This window comes from Vibrio sp. 2130-1, from assembly GCF_033339515.1.
Genome location: NZ_JAWOUT010000009.1, coordinates 173,811 through 189,715, shown reverse-complemented (window position 1 = coordinate 189,715; position 15,905 = coordinate 173,811). Strand labels below are relative to the sequence as shown.

Genomic DNA, 15,905 nt, shown 5'->3' with positions numbered 1-15,905 from the left:
GCAATAATCAACTGTCTACATAACGAAACCATTTGAAGGATCAAAATGACCGCAACGGATTATCTCAACGACCTCAATCAACGTTACCTTGCGATTCACCGCACCAAAGAAGATTTCTTTTGGGAAACTTACATGGGGATCAGCGATGACCATGATGGCTCGACGCAAGCACAAACGGCATGGACAAGCTTTTTAAGCAACGCCGAGCAAATTACTGCCATCAAACAACAGCTTGAAGCCGCGGACTCAATTACCGACCCACAAGAGAAACAACAAACCATTACGGGTCTATCTGGTTGGCTGGCGATGTTTGAATCTCACGCTATCGAGGGCGAAAAAGCACAAGCGTTGAAAAATCAGCTCATTGCCTTTGAAGCTGAGCTCTTCGAGAAAAAACAGAACCACGTACAAACATTTACCGATGAGAACGGCGAGCAAGTAGAAGGTTCACTTCCAGTATTAAGCTCAACCATTCGCACCAGCAATCATGAAGAAGTTCGCCAATCGGCTCATCAAGCGTTGCTGAACCTTGAACAATGGCTACTGCAAAACGGCTTTATTGAACTGATCAAACTGCGCAACCAGTTCGCTCGCTCACTGGGTTATGCGACTTTCTTTGATTACTCCGTGCAAAAAACGGAAAAGATGAGCACTGAGCAGCTATTCGAGATTTTGGAAGATTTCGAACAACGCACGCGAGATGCGCACCTAAACAGCTTAGAAAACTTGGCGAAAGAGAAAGGCGCAAGCGCACTAGCAGGCTACAACTTTGTTTACTCATTCGCGGGTAACGTTATGCGTGACCTTGACCCATACGTGCCGTTCTCAAAATCTCTGAGACGCTGGGTAGAATCATTTGGTCGCCTAAATATTGATTACTCTAGCGCGACGCTAACGCTGGATTTACTAGATCGCAAAGGTAAGTACCCGAACGGGTTCTGCCACGGCCCTATCCCTTCTTTCTATAATCAAGGCGAATGGGTCGCAGCGCAGGTGAACTTCACCAGTAATGCCAAACCAGACCAAGTGGGCAGTGGCTACGATGGCATTAACACGCTGTTCCACGAAGGCGGCCACGCAGCACACTTTGCGAACGTAAAAATGAACGCGCCTTGTTTCTCGCAGGAGTTTTCGCCGACGTCAATGGCTTATGCAGAAACTCAGTCGATGTTCTGTGATAGCCTGTTAACCGATGCCGATTGGCTAAAACAGTACGCACTGGATGATGAAGGGAATTCTGTTCCTGATGAGATTATTCAAGCAATGATCAACAGCCGTCAGCCATTCAAAGCTTATGAAGAACGTAGCATCTTGGTTGTGCCATATTTTGAGCGCGCGTTGTATCAATTGAGCGATGACGAGTTAACGCCAGAGCGCATCACTAAGCTCGCTCGCGATTGTGAAAAACAGATCCTTGGTTTGGAATGCAGCCCTCGCCCACTGATGGCGATTCCACATTTGCTATCCGACGAAGCAGCTTGTGCGTATCAAGGTTATCTACTCGCGCACATGGCGGTGTATCAGACCCGTGCATACTTCCTTGAGAAGTTTGGTTACCTGACGGATAACCCAGAAATTGGCCCACTGCTGGCAAAACACTACTGGCACGCAGGCAATCACTTGTCGCACAACGAAACCATTGTCAGCCTGACTGGCGAAGGCTTCAATGCCAAATACCTTGCAGACGTGTGTAACCTGTCGCCAGAACAGGCATGGGAAGTGCAGCAGAAGAAAATCGACTCACTTGCGACGCGAGAGCGAGTACCAGTCGCTTCACTGAACGCCGCGATTAAAGTCGTCGACGGCAGTAAAGAGCTGGCAAGCAACACCATCTCTGACGAACAAATGTGTGACGATTTTGAACATTACATCGTAGAGACTTACGGTCGATAACACGCAGAAAGCCAGGAGCTCGCCTTCTGGCTTTTTATTCTTTAGCTAATGCAATAAGAAGGAAGATCCATGTACCAAGAAGTCATCAAATTTTGGTTCGAGGAGCTATCGCCCCAAAATTGGTTTGAAAACAACCCAGAACTGGACAAGTGTATTGCATCGCGATTTGCCTCGGTATTAGAACAAGCGGCTCGTTGTGAACTGTTTAATTGGCGTAACAGCGCACAAGGACGATTGGCCGAAATCATCGTCCTCGACCAGTTTTCACGTAATGTGTATCGCAACACCCCAAAAGCGTTTGCACAAGACCCACTCGCATTAGCATTGGCTCAAGAGGCAATTCGGTTAGGTTACGACAAAGAATTAGCGCCTGAGCAGCTAAGCTTTTTGTACATGCCGTTTATGCACAGCGAATCTCGCCTCATTCATGTCCAAGCTGAAAAATTGTTTCGCGCATCAGGGCTTGAAAATAACTACGATTTTGAGCTAAAACACAAAGCCATCATCGACCAGTTTGGGCGCTATCCTCATCGCAATGCGATACTGGGAAGAAAGAGCACTCCCGAAGAGTTAGCGTTTTTGCAACAACCTGGGTCAAGTTTCTAAATAACAATGAATAATGAGTTAACCATGAGAGACCACGCAGTATGCTGGCCATGCTTGCTAAAACTAGACGGCGACGATGAGCTGATCTATACGCATTCCCAGTCCGACTTAGACTCTGAATGCGAAGCCCTCATTTTTGGGCAAGATGATTACGTTATTGACTCAAATGGCAAAACGTTCGAATTGAAAAACAATGGTTCGAACACCACTCTTTTACACCCAAAAGAACGAACGCTGTCCGTAGAAGAGGTTACGTCATTAATCCAATCGCATGAATTCAGCCTCGCGCAACGGTGCATTATCAAGATTCATTTCACCTCGGTGAGGCAAGCTGTTGAGGCCTTAGCTCACTAACTCAATCCCAACATGCATAGCATTAAATAAAATTATCATTTTTATAATTTATGATAATTTCATGTAATCAACATCACACCATATACTCTCCCACATCGAAACAAGACAACGTTCAAACACACATGTTGGGAGCAAACAAATGAAAATGAATCATGTCGGTATTATGGTCGGAGATATGGACAAAGCGGTTGAGTTTTACACGCAAGCGCTAGGTCTAAAAGTCGTTATGGGCAACACGAAAGTAATTGAAGAACGCGAAACGGCAATTGGCAGAATGTGTATTGCGGTCTTTGGGGAAGGCTTTAAAGGCTTCAACATTGCGCACCTTGTGACAAGTGATGGCATCGGCCTTGAGTTATTCGAAATGAAAGAGCGTCAAGAGCGCCATGAAGTGGATTTTTCTCGCATCGGTATCTTCCATTTCTGTTTGCAGACAGACGATTTTGAAGGTGCTATCAAACGCACCGAAGCACTAGGTGGCAAAGTTCGCATGGACATCATGCGTTACCACCCAGAAGACGATAATAAGCCTGCGAAAATGGTTTACCTAGAAGACCCATTCGGCAACCTATTCGAGCTTTACTCACACACTTACGAAGAAACTTACGCTTCTGATTACGAGTAATAGCCCCATCCATATTCCAAAAGGCTAGCAATACGCTAGCCTTTTTTGTTTGCTTTGAGTTGCAGTGTTTCTGCACTCGCTCTAGCAAAAAAACATCTGGAATTTGATCATTTCTCTCACCACTTTTAAGGTCACTTTATACTTACCTCAACACAATGCAAAAAGGAGTGAAGCATGCCCACCAAAAATCCAATCGCCATCAAAGCGCTTGATCATGTTGTTTTAAGGACCTGTAACCTCGATGCTATGTTGCATTTCTATCGAGACATTTTGGGCTGCCCTGTCGAACGCGAAGTAACGGAACTTGGTTTAACTCAACTTAGGGCAGGTAACGCATTGATTGATGTAGTGACGGTAGACAGCGAATTGGGCCAACTCGGCGGTAAGCCACCAGTTCAAAATGGTCGTAATATTGACCATTTTTGTCTGCAATTGGCGCCTTTTTCCGAGGATGAATTACTGGAATATCTGCGTGCGCGCGGCATTGAAACCGAAGAGTTTGCGAAGCGGTATGGCGCACAAGGGTTCGGTAGATCACTCTATATACATGATCCGGAAGGAAATGTCGTCGAGTTAAAACCTCAAGTGATTGATGAGTAAGCGAGTAAAAAACCTTGTTATATTCTGAAAATAACAAGGTTAATTTCTAAAATAATTATTGAAGTAAGATCATATTATTAAGTCAAAATTCTAGCTGGCTCACATATTTCTTTTTCTCGCCACCACTGTTTATTTATATGTTCTTGATGAACGTAAAAACTCTCCCCCGGCATTGGCGTCAGCAGCGTTATGTGTTCTTTTTGACAATGGGCAAGCAAATCTAAAATCGGTTCGTCCCAGCGGTGAGTAAATAGCTCGTATGTAGCCCAATGTACTGGCAACAGTTTTTTCGCATTTAAATCGTGAAACGCTTGCACGGTATGATGAGCCTGCATGTGCCCCCAGTTTTCGACCGGATAACCTTGGCCTTTCACATCGGCAGCCACTTCCAAACAAGCAATGTCGATTGGTCCACATCGCTGTGCGATCTCGGAAAAGTGCGAATCGTAAGCTGAATCACCACTAAAATAGAGCGTCTCTTCTTTGCCTTTGATGACCCAAGAAGCCCACAGGGTCGCGTTTTTATCGAAATAAGTACGACCCGAATTATGGTTAGCAGGCGTACAAATCAATTCGATTCCAGCATAGTGCACCCTATCCCACCAATCGAATTCCACGATGTTGTCTGCGCAAACGCCCCACTTTATCAGATGCTTGCCAACCCCTAAGGGTACATAAAACGTCACGGGTTTATCGGCGTAGAAACGTATGGTCGATGCTTCTAAATGGTCGTAATGATCGTGAGAAATCACGATGATTTCAGGAATCGGCAAACAATCTCTGGCATGGGTATTGGGAATATTGCGTTCAAACCACGCTTTTGCGATGAACGGAGAAGCGTAATCAAATACCGGATCGGTCAGAATTCGAATGCCATCGACCTCCACCAGCATAGTGGAATGGCCCAGCCAAGTAAGGCGCATCGATTCACTTCGCTGCGCAAACTGCGTAGGTTGAATTGGGGAATGTGGCAGATGTTCGTTAGGACTCAACGGTGTTCTACCACCAAGATAACTCCAACACACCTGCCAAAATGATTGCGGACTAGGCACATTTGGCATCTCGTTTTTAACGCGGCCGTTTTCAAATTGAGGCGAGTGGTGAACACGGTGCGCCAACTGCGCATGGTAGGTTTGAGGCGGAATCAGTGAACTTGGCTTTTGTGTCTTTTGTTCACTCGTTAGGTATGTGCGCTTAAGTATCGTCTCAGACATATCGTAGTTTTGTCTCGCTTGCGAACGCTCAACAGTAGGTTTATTAAAACGTGCGTGTATGTCTATTTCGTGACCAAAATGAGGTGTAAGATGAAGATTCAGTTTCAATCAAACGTCTTCTATTTAAGGATACGGTTCTCAAACCTTCTGAATACTGCGTCGGTTTGAAAGGAGAAAACTATGGTGACTTGCAGCCAATACGATTTTATTGAAATCGCCTGTATGTTTAAGCTCCCTATCGAGATCACACTAAAAAATGGTGAAACTCATCAGGGCAACGCGTTCGACACAGGCTACGACATGCAGCGACAAGAGTGCTTGTTTTTAGATATGGATGGTGAGCACACCGCTTTCCCGACTGAACAATTAGTCGCAATGCGCGCGCTCAAAGCCAATCCGCATTTTGATGAAGTGACGTTTGAGTAAACGTCCGTCTTTCATTGACACCGTCCAATAAAAAACACCTCTCAAGCAAATACAACTTGAGAGGCGTTCTCTGACACGATTCACCGGAACTTCATGTTATTCACGCGACCGAATGAAACCCAGCATCGGCATCATGATCACGAACATCACTCCCACAAGCTGGAAGGTGTGCACAAAGGCGACCATTTGCGATTGCTGCTGCAACATCTGTTGGTATTGGTCTAACGCAACCGGGTCGGTAATAGAAAGCCCCTGATTGGCCGCCCAGTCATGCAAGTTAGGATTATAAGGATTAATACCCTCTCCCAGCGCATGCCATTGCTGCTGACTATCACGATATTGGAACGTGGTGGCGATAGAAATACCAAACGAGCTACCAATGGTACGGAACAGATTGTAAATACTCGCCGCCGCAACAGATTGCTCTTTCGGAATCGTTAAATACGCCAAGGTGGATAGCGTCGAGAAGGTTAAACCAAGCCCCATCCCCTGAATCATACTCGGCATCACAATCCAAAATGTATCGATCTGCAGTGAGTACTGCGTCATCAAATAGCTACCAATCCCGATGCAGCTCAAGCCAAAGACTATTTTGATTCTGGGATCGAATTGCGGATTGAGCTTAATCACCAAAATCAACATCGCCGCTGACGCCAACCCACGAGGTGCCATTAATAAGCCAGTGGTTGAGACCGGATAATCCAGCAAGCTTTCCAACAGCATTGGTTGTTGAGTCGTCAGACCAAACATCGCCATCGACACCACGGCAATCATCAATGACGAGACCATAAGGTTTCGGTCTTTCAGTAGCCATAATGGCGCTATTGGACTTTTGGTTTTCCAACTGCGATAGATCCACATCACCAATCCCATTACTGCGAGCAATATCGCCGTCTGGATCATGCGTGAGTTGAGCCAGTCTTCTTCGTTCCCTTTATCCAACACAAACTGCAACGCGCCCACACCTAACGCCATGTAACCGATGATCCACCAGTCAAAGTTAGGTTTGGATTTGTTGTCGATGTGGATATAGCGATAAATCAAAGAGGTACAGATCAAACCGAATGGCAAGTTGATGTAAAAAATCCAGCGCCAGTTAATGTTGTCGGTGATCACACCACCCACAACTGGGCCCAAAATAGGACCAAGCAAAATGCCGATGGAGAAAATCGCCATCGCTTTGCCTTTTTGCTCATACGGATAAATCTGCACTAACGTCGACTGCGCCAATGGAATCACCGACGCGCCGAAAGCGCCTTGGATAATGCGAAATAGCACCATCTCTTCAAGAGACTGTGCTTGCCCACAAAGCGCACTGGCAATCACAAAGCCGACCACGGCAACCAGCATGACTTTGCGTTCACCAAAGCGCGACACCCAGAAACTGGTCATCGGAATGAAGATCGCTTCCGCCATGCTGTAACCCGTCAGCACCCAAGTAATTTGGTCTGCCGTTGCGCCCAACGCGCCCATCATGTGCGATAGCGACACGTTCGCAACGGTCATATCGATTAACACCATGATGGCAGAAAGCATCACGGCGACGGTGGCAATCCCCCGTTTGTCTGCCGTAATTTGGTGGCTCATTGCACGCTACTTTGCAAATCAATGGTGACTTCTGAGCTCGCACCCACGCGAAGTTGCGGCGCATCGGCCGGTACTTCTAATGCCAAACGTACAGGGAAACGCTGTTTGATTTTAACCCAGTTACCCGTTGCGTTTTCTGGTGGCATCAAGGAGAACGATGTACCACTCGCAGGCGATAGTTGTTCTACCGTTGCTTTCCACACCACGTCTGGGTACATATCAATCACCACATCCGCATGCATGCCAGGTTTAATATGAGTAAGATCGGTTTCTTTAAAGTTCGCGCGTACCCAATAGCTGTCTTTTAAAATCACAGGGAACAACGTTTGACCCACGCTAACGACCGAGCCTACGTGCGTATTGATCTCACCGGCAATGCCATCCACTGGTGACGTAATGTCGGTGTAGCTCAAGTTCAGCTCTGCTTGCGCTAACTGTGCTCCCGCTTGTTGAACAACCGCAGCCTCTGCGCCTTCTTCACCACGGTTCGCAATGGCTTTTTCTACCGTCGCGCGCGCTTGCTCCAGGCTCGCTTGGGCATTGGCTAGTTTGTTTTTTGCCGTATCTAAATCTTGGTCCGACGCCAGTTTGCGTTTCACCAAGGAATCCGTACGTTTGTACTCCACTTGCGCTTCTGTCAGGTTAGAGCGCGCCGCATCTAAGCCCGCAACGGCTTCAGTTACCTGCTTATCGGCAACGTCATGTTGCTGGACCGCCAATTGGTATGCCGCTTTTGCTTGCTTCACTGCCAACAAATATGGGCGTGAATCTATCTTCAGCAGTAGGTCACCTTTGTTAATAGATTGGAAGTCTTTGACATCCACAGAAACCACTTGGCCTTTTACCTGAGGCGCTACCGACAAAATTTTTGCCCTAACGTAGGCATCTTCCGTGCTTGGGTGACTGTCTGAATACTGCCAAGACCAATACATCGCACCAAATGCGATAACACAGAGAGTAAAGAAAAGAGTTTTTACCAGCTTAGATCTGGAGGAGGAATGCTTTGCGATGTCGTCGCTCATTTATATTGTCCACTTGTTCAATTATGTGATCAGTGTAGGACTTTTCGATCTTCCGACAATAAAATGATCTGCAAGGTAAAGATCCAATTTTGCATGTTGCTAAGTGGAGTAAATGATGTGCAATCAAAACGAGGATAAAAAAGAGGGGCAGTCCCCGTAACCGCCCCCAAAGTCATGCCAATAATAGTAATGTGCGTGTAACTACTGGTTTTTCTTAGAACTTGTAACCGCCGCTGATCATAAATACCCAAGGGTTAATTTTGACGTCGGTTTTTTGCTTCTCTCCACCTGCTTTGTAAGTTGCTTCTGTTTCAATGTTTGCGTACCACGCAGCAGCGTTGAGGAACCATTGATCGTTGATCATGTAGTCCACACCAATATTCGCTGCTAGACCGAATGAGTCATCCAACTTAAGATCTGAAAGACCAGCGCCTTTACCCGTGCTATTGAAGCCCTCATCAAAGAACATGGTGTAGTTGAGACCTGCACCCACGTATGGACGGAACTTACTTTGTGGCTCGCCAAAGTAGTACTGCACCATAAGCGTTGGTGGAAGGTGTTTGGTGTCCGCGATATCACCAAGACCTAACAAGTCTGTTGAAATATCGTGGCTGAATGGTGTTGCTGCTAGAAGCTCTAAACTGATGTTGTCTGTAAACATGTAGCCAAACGTCAAACCAAGCTGCGTATTTGAATCCACTTTCAATTCTTCTTGAGAACCAAGAATCTTATCGCTGCTGTCGTTTGGAACGACAGACGCCGCACCAACACGAAGAACGAAGTCACCTTGTTTATGAGCGAAAACACTTGGTGACACGAGTGCAGCAACCACTGCTAGACTGCAGATTGTTTTTTTCATTTTTATTTCCTTTCGTAGGGCTTCGTTATGTCGTACCCAAAGGGGTGCCTGCTAACTGATCTGAGATTTCAAGTAAACTCAGCGCCTTGAAGCACACGGGTATCTATATCTTTTTGAGCTGTGCGCAATCTAGCACATAGAAACCCTACTATTTTGATGGAAATCAATTTGTGAAAAATATAGGTTTTTTGTATGGAGAAACGCCATATTGATCAACAAATTATGCAAATAGGATACAATTCTGTAATGCAAACTGTGCGTGTGAGTTGCCATGCATACCCATAAATGCGAATCCTCTCGTTAAGGCTCGTAGCCAGCAAAAACTTTTTTCGTCCTCTACGTCTTCTATTTTCAAAAAACAACCCACTTAAAACGCTCGTTTGCCCCCTTAAAATCGCGATTTGAGGGGTTTGTAAAGCACTGAAATACAAGAGGTTATTTTTCTGGAAAATCAGTCACTTGGAGTGCTAGTCTGCTCGCAGCTAAGGAGAAGACATGTTAAAAACCGATCTCATTTTTGAACGAGAAAACTTTTCTCATCACGATTTTCAGAATGCTACCTTTAAAAACTGCCACTTTTATATGTGCTGTTTCGACCATGCCGATCTGCGCGATGCTAAGTTCATCGACTGTCGCTTTATCGAATCCAAAGCGCTAGAAGGGTGTAGTTTTCGCTTCGCGAACTTAAAAGACGCCAGCTTTACGAACTGTATGTTGGCGATGAGCCTGTTTAACGGCGCAAATTGTATGGGCTTGGAGCTGCGTAAGTGCGATCTCAAAGGGGCAAACTTCCAAGGTGCGAACTTTGCTAATCGCATCAGTAACACCATGTTTTTCTGTTCTGCTTTTATTACTGGCTGCAACCTCACCTACTGTAACTTCGAACGAGTGTTACTAGAAAAATGTGACCTCTTTGAAAACCGTTGGAACGGTGCGAACCTCGCAGGGGCAACTCTCAAAGGCTCGGATTTATCTCGCTGCGAATTCTCGCCAGAACAATGGGGAACCTTTAACGTTGAGCAATGTGATCTGACTCATGTCGAACTAGACGGGCTGGATGTTCGCCGCGTTTCTCTGTTTGGTGTTAAAATTTGTGATTGGCAACAAGAGCAATTGCTTGCGCCTTTTGGACTGATCATTCTCTAAGGAAAGGCCATGAACCTGTTTAAAGACTTACCGAATAACCTCGACGAGGAAGTGTTCGAAGACCTGCTGACCCACAAAAACCTGCGTATAGAACGCATTGTCTCAACGGGGCAAACCTCGCCCGAAAGTGGCTGGTACGATCAAGAAGAACATGAATGGGTCTTGGTTCTTAAAGGAGCTGGAGAGCTGACTTTTGAATCAGGTGTAGTGCAACGACTTGAGGCAGGCGATCACGTTACGATTCCAGCTCATACCAAACACAAAGTGAGCTGGACTGACCCAACGCAAGAAACCATCTGGTTGGCGGTGTTTTATCAATAAACACAAAACGATCTTAAACCCAAAAATAGGCGCTGAGTTTGCTCGATACTACTAAGCCGTCACTGGCACTGTTTGATTTTGATGGCACCATCACCCGAGAGGATATGTTTAGCCTTTTCCTCCACTATTCTGCTTATGGCCTGCGCAAACGAGTAGGAAAGGTCGCTATCATGCCATTTTATGCGCTGTACAAACTCGGAGTGTTACCCGCTCGTGTTATGCGCCCTCTCAGCAGTTTTATTGCATTTTCAGGGAAAGAAACGCAGAAAATTGAAGCGATTGGCACTCAATTTGCCCATGAAGTGATCCCGCTGTACTTACGGCCAGAAGCGATGGAAAGGCTGGCTTGGCATCAACACCGAGGCGATACCATCGTAGTGGTGTCGGCATCACTCAATGCGTATCTCAAGCCTTGGTGTGAAGCGAACGGTTACCACTTGCTGTGCAGTGAACTGATCTCAGAACAGCCAAAACTGAGTGGCTTTTACCAGCAAGGTGATTGCAGTTTAGAAAGAAAAGTCTCGCGCGTTAGGGCCACGTTTTCGCTCGACGAATTTGCGTCTGTTTATGCCTACGGTGATACACACGAAGACATTCCGATGCTAAAACTGGCAGACTACGCGATGCTCAACTGGAGCGAGTGGAGAGCAAGCGAATAACGATATGTGCTCTGATTTTCAAGACAACCACTCAACCAAAGTGGTCGTTTTAGACTGAAAAAACAAACCCTTCTCACATGAGAAGGGTTTTATTGTTCAGAGCCCGAATAACTGGCTTAACGCCATACACCCCATTGGCCTGTTGTGCCTGGTTCCTCACCAGACGTCCACCACTGGGCAGTCCATTCTTTGCCGTTGTGCGTCACCACATCACCTTGGTTGTAAACGGCCGTCTTGTCCCACAAGTTGGTTGGTTCAACTGGTGGCGGTACATCCGCTTTGATCAGTGACAACGCATAACTGAAGTCTGCACTTGGCGCTAATACTTGGTTTGCATTCACGTTGTTACTATCGAACATGTAGTGGTTCATCTCTTGATGCCAAATGCCAACATACCAATCGCCCGTTTGCTGCGCGTTAAATTGATCTGCTATTTCTGCAGCCCAAGTCGCCGTATTGTTTGCGCTGATTGGTAGTGAAATATCGACAATTTCATTCCCCGTCGCATTAAACGTACGGAAACGCACCGTATCGCCAGACTCTACTGGCCCAAAACCTTGCTGAACAAAGTAGCCTAGAGATGTCAGATTGTTGCCTGGTTCGGTTGGATCAACAGGGTCAGTCGGTGGCGTCGTACCCGTTCCGTTTAACGTAATGTCACTACAGTTGTAGAAGCCTTCCCCAGCGACATCAATGCGCTGCCAACGAGTATAAAGCACCGCATCGCCGGAACGATCAGCAGGGAAAGTCACCTGAATACGGTAGCGTTTTTCCGCATCAACATACACATCACCTGCGGTGTCGATAAGCTCTAAATCACTCCAAGTAAGAGGCTTTGAATCATCATAAGTTGGCTTGGTGAGATAGAATTCCCAGTACGATGGGTTGTGCGGCGCTTTGCCGTAAAACACCAATTCAATCTGGTTATTTGCATCTGGCGTAACATTGGTGCGCTGCCAGTTTGGAGAAGGAATGTTCAAGCCTTTCTTAGCTGCATCGCCAGCAGAACATAGCTCACCGTCGCGAACCACGGCTTTCACATGCTCCATATCTCGGTAATTTGGTACGTTTGCTGCAATTTCGCTACGCTGCACAAACGGATACGCGCCAGATTCTTCAAAAGCCGCTTTACACGCTTGGTTAGGGATCTCGTTGGTCCAAAAACCACCGTCTAAATAACACGTATTCTGACGAGCACTTGGAAATTCTACCCAGCCGTGGGCGTTGACGTTAAATGAGCTCAATGCGGCAACAGCGCTTAAGCTCAAAAGAGGAAGTGTTACATGTGATTTCATCGTTCATCCTTAATTTTGCTGACTCGCCGCTCTGAAACACAAGCGGTTTAAGCAAAACTAGCAGGATGGGATTATTTAGAAGGTGAGAATAAATATGGAAATTGTAAGAGTGCCATCTGCTTTCCAGCATTTGTTGTGAACCATTCTCATACTCGACTGACTCTTTCGAGTCACTTCAAATTCATGTGCCACAAAAACTGTCACCCTCGTTTGGCTATCGCTCGTCTTTTGGTGTGTCCATCACCACCATGGTTGTGATCGACTTGACGTGTTCGCACTCACCCAACACATCAGCATGGAACGCTTTATAAGCGGCGAGATTTTGCGTCTCTACGCGTATGAGATATTCGTTAGATCCCGTAATGTTGTGACATTCCACCACCTCGTTTACAAAACGCACATGCTCTTCGAAACCCAGCTGTGCCTGCTTAGAGTGCGAGGCCAAACCAATCGACACATAAGCGACAAAACCCACGCCAAGTTGCTGATTATCCAGTACTGCTCGGTAGCCTTTGATCACGCCTTTACGCTCTAAATCTTGCACTCGGCGTAAGGTTGCAGACGGAGATAAACCAACGCGTTCCGACAGCTCCACATTGGAGATTCTTCCGTCTCGTTTGAGCACTTGCAATATTCTTTCGTCAAATCTATCCATCATGATGTTTCATTGCTTATTTAGTTTCTAATCATCAAATAAAAGCACAATATTGACCTCAGTTCTACTTATAGTTGTTCTCAACTTATCGAGAACTGATTCAAGGAACAATCTATGGAATATCATCAACTGGGCGCTTTGGCGTTGTTCGCTTTTGTCTCCACTTTTACGCCGGGTCCCAATAACATTATGTTGATGACCTCAGGGGCAAATGTCGGCTTTAAACGCACTATCCCACACATGTTGGGCATTACCTTCGGCTTTGGTGCCATGCTAGTTTTGGTGGGCATTGGCTTGATGAGCCTGTTCCACGCATATCCAATTACACACTCCATTTTGAAAGTGTTGAGCTTGAGTTATTTGCTGTACTTGACGTACAAAATCGCCACCAGCGACAAAACCGAAGCAAAACACGATTTTCGCCCAATGTCTTTTTTAGGGGCGGTGGCATTCCAATGGGTGAACCCAAAAGGTTGGTCGATGGCGTTGACGGCCATTACGGTATACAGCAGTGGCGGTTCTTGGCTCGAACTGACTTTTATCGCCGGTATCTTCTGTTTAGCCAACTTGCCATCGGTGACATTTTGGACGGCGGCAGGTATGCAATTGCAGCGTTGGTTGACCACCGATAAACGCATTAAGGGGTTCAACTACAGCATGGCCGCTCTGTTGCTTTTGTCTACGATTCCAATGATATAAGTCCATTTATGGTTAAAAAACGACTCACTTTACGTGGTTAGAGAAAGGATAGAGGTAATATTTTTCTTGAGGCTTTGGCGTTAATTCACAGTGTAAATTTGTTTAAAGACGCTACCCTCTTGTTAGGGAACTTGATAATCTTTAAATGAGAAAGAGAATAATTATCGAGTAAAGTAACAATGAAAAAGAAGCCTCAACCTAAAACGCTTGTTGTCACAGACACAGAAACCATCACTCCAAACATGCAGCGCATTACCTTGCAAGGTGAGGCGCTGAGCCACTTTCCTCGTGACTGCGAAGGCAGTTACATCAAATTACTGTTTAACGATATGGGTGGCTCGGATCTGAGCATCCTGTCAGAAGACGACCGACCAATCATGCGCACCTACACTATTCGACGCTTTCATCCAGAAACCAGTTCAATCGAAGTGGATTTCGTCCGACACGTAACGCAAGATCTGCAATGCGGATTTGCAGCGCGTTGGGCAATGGCCGCGCAAAAAGGCGACACGATCAGCATTGTTGGGCCAGGTAGCATCTCCAACTTAAATACTGAGGCGGATTGGTTCTTCATGGCTGCCGATATGACGGCACTTCCAGCACTTTCTGCGAAAATTCGTACGCTGCCAGAAGAGGCCAAAGGCTACGCTGTGATCAGCGTGATGTCTCCAGACGACATCCAACCCCTACACGCGCCAGCAGGCATGGAGTTGATTTGGTTAACCGAAGGGCAAGCCTTGGCTGATAGCGTTCGCGAACTCGAGTGGTTAGATGGTAACGCTTCGGTATGGTGTGCGTGTGAGTTCGATTCAATGCGCGCGCTGCGCCAATATTTCCGCAATGAGAAAGAAGTCGATCGCGAGAATATCTACATCAGCAGCTATTGGAAAAAAGGCGTGTCTGAAGATGGGCACAAAGTGATTAAACGTGAAGACGCGGAATCCAACCAATAGTGATTCATGTCTTTTCGATTCCAGCTCTCATCCTAATAAAAACGCCCGGCATCACCGGGCGTTTTAGCAACTTCAGTTGTATTAAAGTTCATGAAAACTCTAATCCGCTAGTTCCTGCGCTAAAAAGTCGATCAACAACCTCACTTTGGGCGATAAATTTCGGCTTTGTGGATACAGTGCCCAAATGCCTTCACGGTCGTCTCGGTAATCGGTCAGCACCTCGACTAGCTCACCGTTATCTAGGGCTTCTTGAACGTAATAGTCCGGCAACTGCACTAAACCCAAACCACGTTTGGCGGCGCCCATTAGCGCAAAACCACTATTGCATTTAATCCTCCCCGATACGCGCAAAGACTTATCGCGTTTATTTTCCTTAAAATGCCAATAATCGACCGAACCAACTAGGCACTGATGTCGAGCCAGTTCGGATAATGTGTGAGGCTCGCCAAATCGCTCCAAATACATAGGGCTAGCACACACGTAATTTTGACGCGACGAAAGACGCTTTGCGATCATGCTGGAATCTTGCAGGCGGCCAAGACGAATCGCCACGTCTACCCCTTGCTCTATCAAATCCAGTTTTTGATTGGTCAGAACTAAATCGAGGTCCACACGCGGGTACTTCTCCAAAAACTGATGCAAGAGCGGTGCGAGGTTCATTTCCCCATAGGTCACAGGCGCTGTCACACGCAGCAAACCTCGCGGTTCGGTTTGCATTTGCGTTACAGCAAGCTCAGCTAGTTCTAGCCCTTCGACCAAGTGTTTGCACTGCTGATAATAAAGCTGTCCAGCTTCAGACAGAGAAACTTTTCGCGTCGTGCGATGCAGTAACTTAACCGCAAGGCGCTCTTCAAGTGCCGATACGCGGCGACTGATTTGTGCCACTGACGTTTTCAGTTTAGCCGCGGCAGCTGTAAAGCTGTTAGTTTCCGCTACGGCAACAAACTCGCTGACTCCTTCCCAATTCGCCATGCTGTATTCCTGTCGACCT

At 46.5% G+C, this 15,905-nt stretch carries 18 protein-coding genes; 11 read left to right on the top strand and 7 right to left on the bottom strand.

Annotated elements, in window-relative coordinates; translation table 11 throughout:
- The first annotated feature begins 45 nt into the window (after positions 1-45).
- From R7Q09_RS15480 to R7Q09_RS15460, 5 genes are all read left to right on the top strand, one after another.
- Positions 46-1,893, top strand: a complete 1,848-nt coding sequence (locus tag R7Q09_RS15480) for a M3 family metallopeptidase (RefSeq protein WP_318070966.1) — start codon at positions 46-48, stop codon at positions 1,891-1,893.
- A 69-nt stretch (positions 1,894-1,962) separates the two neighbouring features.
- On the top strand, positions 1,963-2,499 hold the full coding sequence (locus tag R7Q09_RS15475) for a DUF924 family protein (RefSeq protein ID WP_017821016.1): 537 nt from the start codon (positions 1,963-1,965) through the stop codon (positions 2,497-2,499).
- Positions 2,500-2,523: 24 nt separating this feature from the next.
- On the top strand, positions 2,524-2,853 hold the full coding sequence (locus R7Q09_RS15470; protein WP_213906615.1) for a DUF4144 domain-containing protein: 330 nt from the start codon (positions 2,524-2,526) through the stop codon (positions 2,851-2,853).
- A 139-nt stretch (positions 2,854-2,992) separates the two neighbouring features.
- Complete coding sequence (locus R7Q09_RS15465; RefSeq protein WP_005374344.1) at positions 2,993-3,478, top strand: VOC family protein; 486 nt, start codon at positions 2,993-2,995, stop codon at positions 3,476-3,478.
- Between the two features lie 174 nt (positions 3,479-3,652).
- Positions 3,653-4,078, top strand: coding sequence for a VOC family protein (locus R7Q09_RS15460; RefSeq protein WP_017634369.1), 426 nt, complete (start codon positions 3,653-3,655; stop codon positions 4,076-4,078).
- 77 nt (positions 4,079-4,155) lie between these two features.
- Here R7Q09_RS15460 and R7Q09_RS15455 read toward each other — a convergent pair whose 3' ends face one another.
- Positions 4,156-5,292, bottom strand: coding sequence for an MBL fold metallo-hydrolase (locus R7Q09_RS15455; RefSeq protein WP_213966478.1), 1,137 nt, complete (start codon positions 5,290-5,292; stop codon positions 4,156-4,158).
- A gap of 180 nt (positions 5,293-5,472) precedes the next feature.
- On the opposite strand from R7Q09_RS15455, the gene R7Q09_RS15450 reads away from it, so the two are divergent.
- Positions 5,473-5,718, top strand: a complete 246-nt coding sequence (locus R7Q09_RS15450; protein ID WP_005460845.1) for a Rho-binding antiterminator — start codon at positions 5,473-5,475, stop codon at positions 5,716-5,718.
- A 96-nt stretch (positions 5,719-5,814) separates the two neighbouring features.
- Here the strand turns inward: R7Q09_RS15450 and R7Q09_RS15445 are convergent, their stop codons facing one another.
- The 3 genes from R7Q09_RS15445 to ompW all read right to left on the bottom strand — a co-directional run bounded on the left by R7Q09_RS15445 (position 5,815) and on the right by ompW (position 9,186).
- Positions 5,815-7,305, bottom strand: a complete 1,491-nt coding sequence (locus R7Q09_RS15445; RefSeq protein ID WP_213961333.1) for an MDR family MFS transporter — start codon at positions 7,303-7,305, stop codon at positions 5,815-5,817.
- Positions 7,302-8,327: an HlyD family secretion protein gene (locus tag R7Q09_RS15440; protein WP_054575254.1), complete on the bottom strand. Its 1,026-nt coding sequence runs from the start codon at positions 8,325-8,327 to the stop codon at positions 7,302-7,304. Before R7Q09_RS15440 ends, R7Q09_RS15445 begins: the two co-directional genes overlap by 4 nt.
- Positions 8,328-8,541: 214 nt before the next feature.
- Positions 8,542-9,186: an outer membrane protein OmpW gene (ompW, locus tag R7Q09_RS15435; RefSeq protein ID WP_064354457.1), complete on the bottom strand. Its 645-nt coding sequence runs from the start codon at positions 9,184-9,186 to the stop codon at positions 8,542-8,544.
- Between the two features lie 495 nt (positions 9,187-9,681).
- Between ompW and R7Q09_RS15430 the strand changes: the two genes are divergently transcribed.
- Genes R7Q09_RS15430 through R7Q09_RS15420 form a run of 3 tightly spaced genes read left to right on the top strand, consistent with a single transcriptional unit; the run spans position 9,682 to position 11,312 of the window.
- On the top strand, positions 9,682-10,332 hold the full coding sequence (locus R7Q09_RS15430; protein WP_005383283.1) for a Qnr family pentapeptide repeat protein: 651 nt from the start codon (positions 9,682-9,684) through the stop codon (positions 10,330-10,332).
- Between the two features lie 9 nt (positions 10,333-10,341).
- Positions 10,342-10,653 (top strand): cupin domain-containing protein, encoded by a 312-nt coding sequence (locus R7Q09_RS15425; RefSeq protein WP_005383281.1) that lies wholly within the window; start codon positions 10,342-10,344, stop codon positions 10,651-10,653.
- 38 nt (positions 10,654-10,691) lie between these two features.
- The gene (locus tag R7Q09_RS15420) at positions 10,692-11,312 is read left to right on the top strand and encodes an HAD-IB family hydrolase (RefSeq protein WP_171345008.1); all 621 of its coding nucleotides are present in this window, start codon (positions 10,692-10,694) and stop codon (positions 11,310-11,312) included.
- Positions 11,313-11,428: 116 nt separating this feature from the next.
- Here R7Q09_RS15420 and R7Q09_RS15415 read toward each other — a convergent pair whose 3' ends face one another.
- On the bottom strand, positions 11,429-12,607 hold the full coding sequence (locus R7Q09_RS15415; protein WP_213867374.1) for a lytic polysaccharide monooxygenase: 1,179 nt from the start codon (positions 12,605-12,607) through the stop codon (positions 11,429-11,431).
- Positions 12,608-12,821: 214 nt separating this feature from the next.
- Positions 12,822-13,262 (bottom strand): Lrp/AsnC family transcriptional regulator, encoded by a 441-nt coding sequence (locus R7Q09_RS15410; RefSeq protein ID WP_031780811.1) that lies wholly within the window; start codon positions 13,260-13,262, stop codon positions 12,822-12,824.
- A 114-nt stretch (positions 13,263-13,376) separates the two neighbouring features.
- Between R7Q09_RS15410 and R7Q09_RS15405 the strand changes: the two genes are divergently transcribed.
- Both R7Q09_RS15405 and R7Q09_RS15400 read left to right on the top strand, forming a co-directional pair.
- On the top strand, positions 13,377-13,961 hold the full coding sequence (locus R7Q09_RS15405) for a LysE family translocator (protein WP_213987566.1): 585 nt from the start codon (positions 13,377-13,379) through the stop codon (positions 13,959-13,961).
- A 179-nt stretch (positions 13,962-14,140) separates the two neighbouring features.
- Positions 14,141-14,914 carry a siderophore-interacting protein gene (locus R7Q09_RS15400; RefSeq protein WP_213889933.1) on the top strand — a complete coding sequence of 258 codons (774 nt, stop codon included), beginning with the start codon at positions 14,141-14,143 and terminating at the stop codon, positions 14,912-14,914.
- Between the two features lie 99 nt (positions 14,915-15,013).
- Here the strand turns inward: R7Q09_RS15400 and R7Q09_RS15395 are convergent, their stop codons facing one another.
- Positions 15,014-15,886, bottom strand: a complete 873-nt coding sequence (locus R7Q09_RS15395) for a LysR family transcriptional regulator (protein WP_017633836.1) — start codon at positions 15,884-15,886, stop codon at positions 15,014-15,016.
- Positions 15,887-15,905: the final 19 nt, after the last annotated feature.

Bases quoted from the DNA above. Each gene is read 5' to 3' on its own strand.
- R7Q09_RS15400 (WP_213889933.1), top strand. From the start codon at position 14,141: ATGAAAAAGAAGCCTCAACCTAAAACGCTTGTTGTCACAGACACAGAA.
- R7Q09_RS15455 (WP_213966478.1), bottom strand. From the start codon at position 5,292: ATGTCTGAGACGATACTTAAGCGCACATACCTAACGAGTGAACAAAAG.
- R7Q09_RS15415 (WP_213867374.1), bottom strand. From the start codon at position 12,607: ATGAAATCACATGTAACACTTCCTCTTTTGAGCTTAAGCGCTGTTGCC.
- R7Q09_RS15460 (WP_017634369.1), top strand. From the start codon at position 3,653: ATGCCCACCAAAAATCCAATCGCCATCAAAGCGCTTGATCATGTTGTT.
- R7Q09_RS15440 (WP_054575254.1), bottom strand. From the start codon at position 8,327: ATGAGCGACGACATCGCAAAGCATTCCTCCTCCAGATCTAAGCTGGTA.
- R7Q09_RS15475 (WP_017821016.1), top strand. From the start codon at position 1,963: ATGTACCAAGAAGTCATCAAATTTTGGTTCGAGGAGCTATCGCCCCAA.
- R7Q09_RS15405 (WP_213987566.1), top strand. From the start codon at position 13,377: ATGGAATATCATCAACTGGGCGCTTTGGCGTTGTTCGCTTTTGTCTCC.
- R7Q09_RS15425 (WP_005383281.1), top strand. From the start codon at position 10,342: ATGAACCTGTTTAAAGACTTACCGAATAACCTCGACGAGGAAGTGTTC.
- R7Q09_RS15450 (WP_005460845.1), top strand. From the start codon at position 5,473: ATGGTGACTTGCAGCCAATACGATTTTATTGAAATCGCCTGTATGTTT.
- R7Q09_RS15430 (WP_005383283.1), top strand. From the start codon at position 9,682: ATGTTAAAAACCGATCTCATTTTTGAACGAGAAAACTTTTCTCATCAC.
- R7Q09_RS15470 (WP_213906615.1), top strand. From the start codon at position 2,524: ATGAGAGACCACGCAGTATGCTGGCCATGCTTGCTAAAACTAGACGGC.
- R7Q09_RS15445 (WP_213961333.1), bottom strand. From the start codon at position 7,305: ATGAGCCACCAAATTACGGCAGACAAACGGGGGATTGCCACCGTCGCC.
- R7Q09_RS15395 (WP_017633836.1), bottom strand. From the start codon at position 15,886: ATGGCGAATTGGGAAGGAGTCAGCGAGTTTGTTGCCGTAGCGGAAACT.
- R7Q09_RS15410 (WP_031780811.1), bottom strand. From the start codon at position 13,262: ATGGATAGATTTGACGAAAGAATATTGCAAGTGCTCAAACGAGACGGA.
- R7Q09_RS15480 (WP_318070966.1), top strand. From the start codon at position 46: ATGACCGCAACGGATTATCTCAACGACCTCAATCAACGTTACCTTGCG.
- ompW (WP_064354457.1), bottom strand. From the start codon at position 9,186: ATGAAAAAAACAATCTGCAGTCTAGCAGTGGTTGCTGCACTCGTGTCA.
- R7Q09_RS15465 (WP_005374344.1), top strand. From the start codon at position 2,993: ATGAAAATGAATCATGTCGGTATTATGGTCGGAGATATGGACAAAGCG.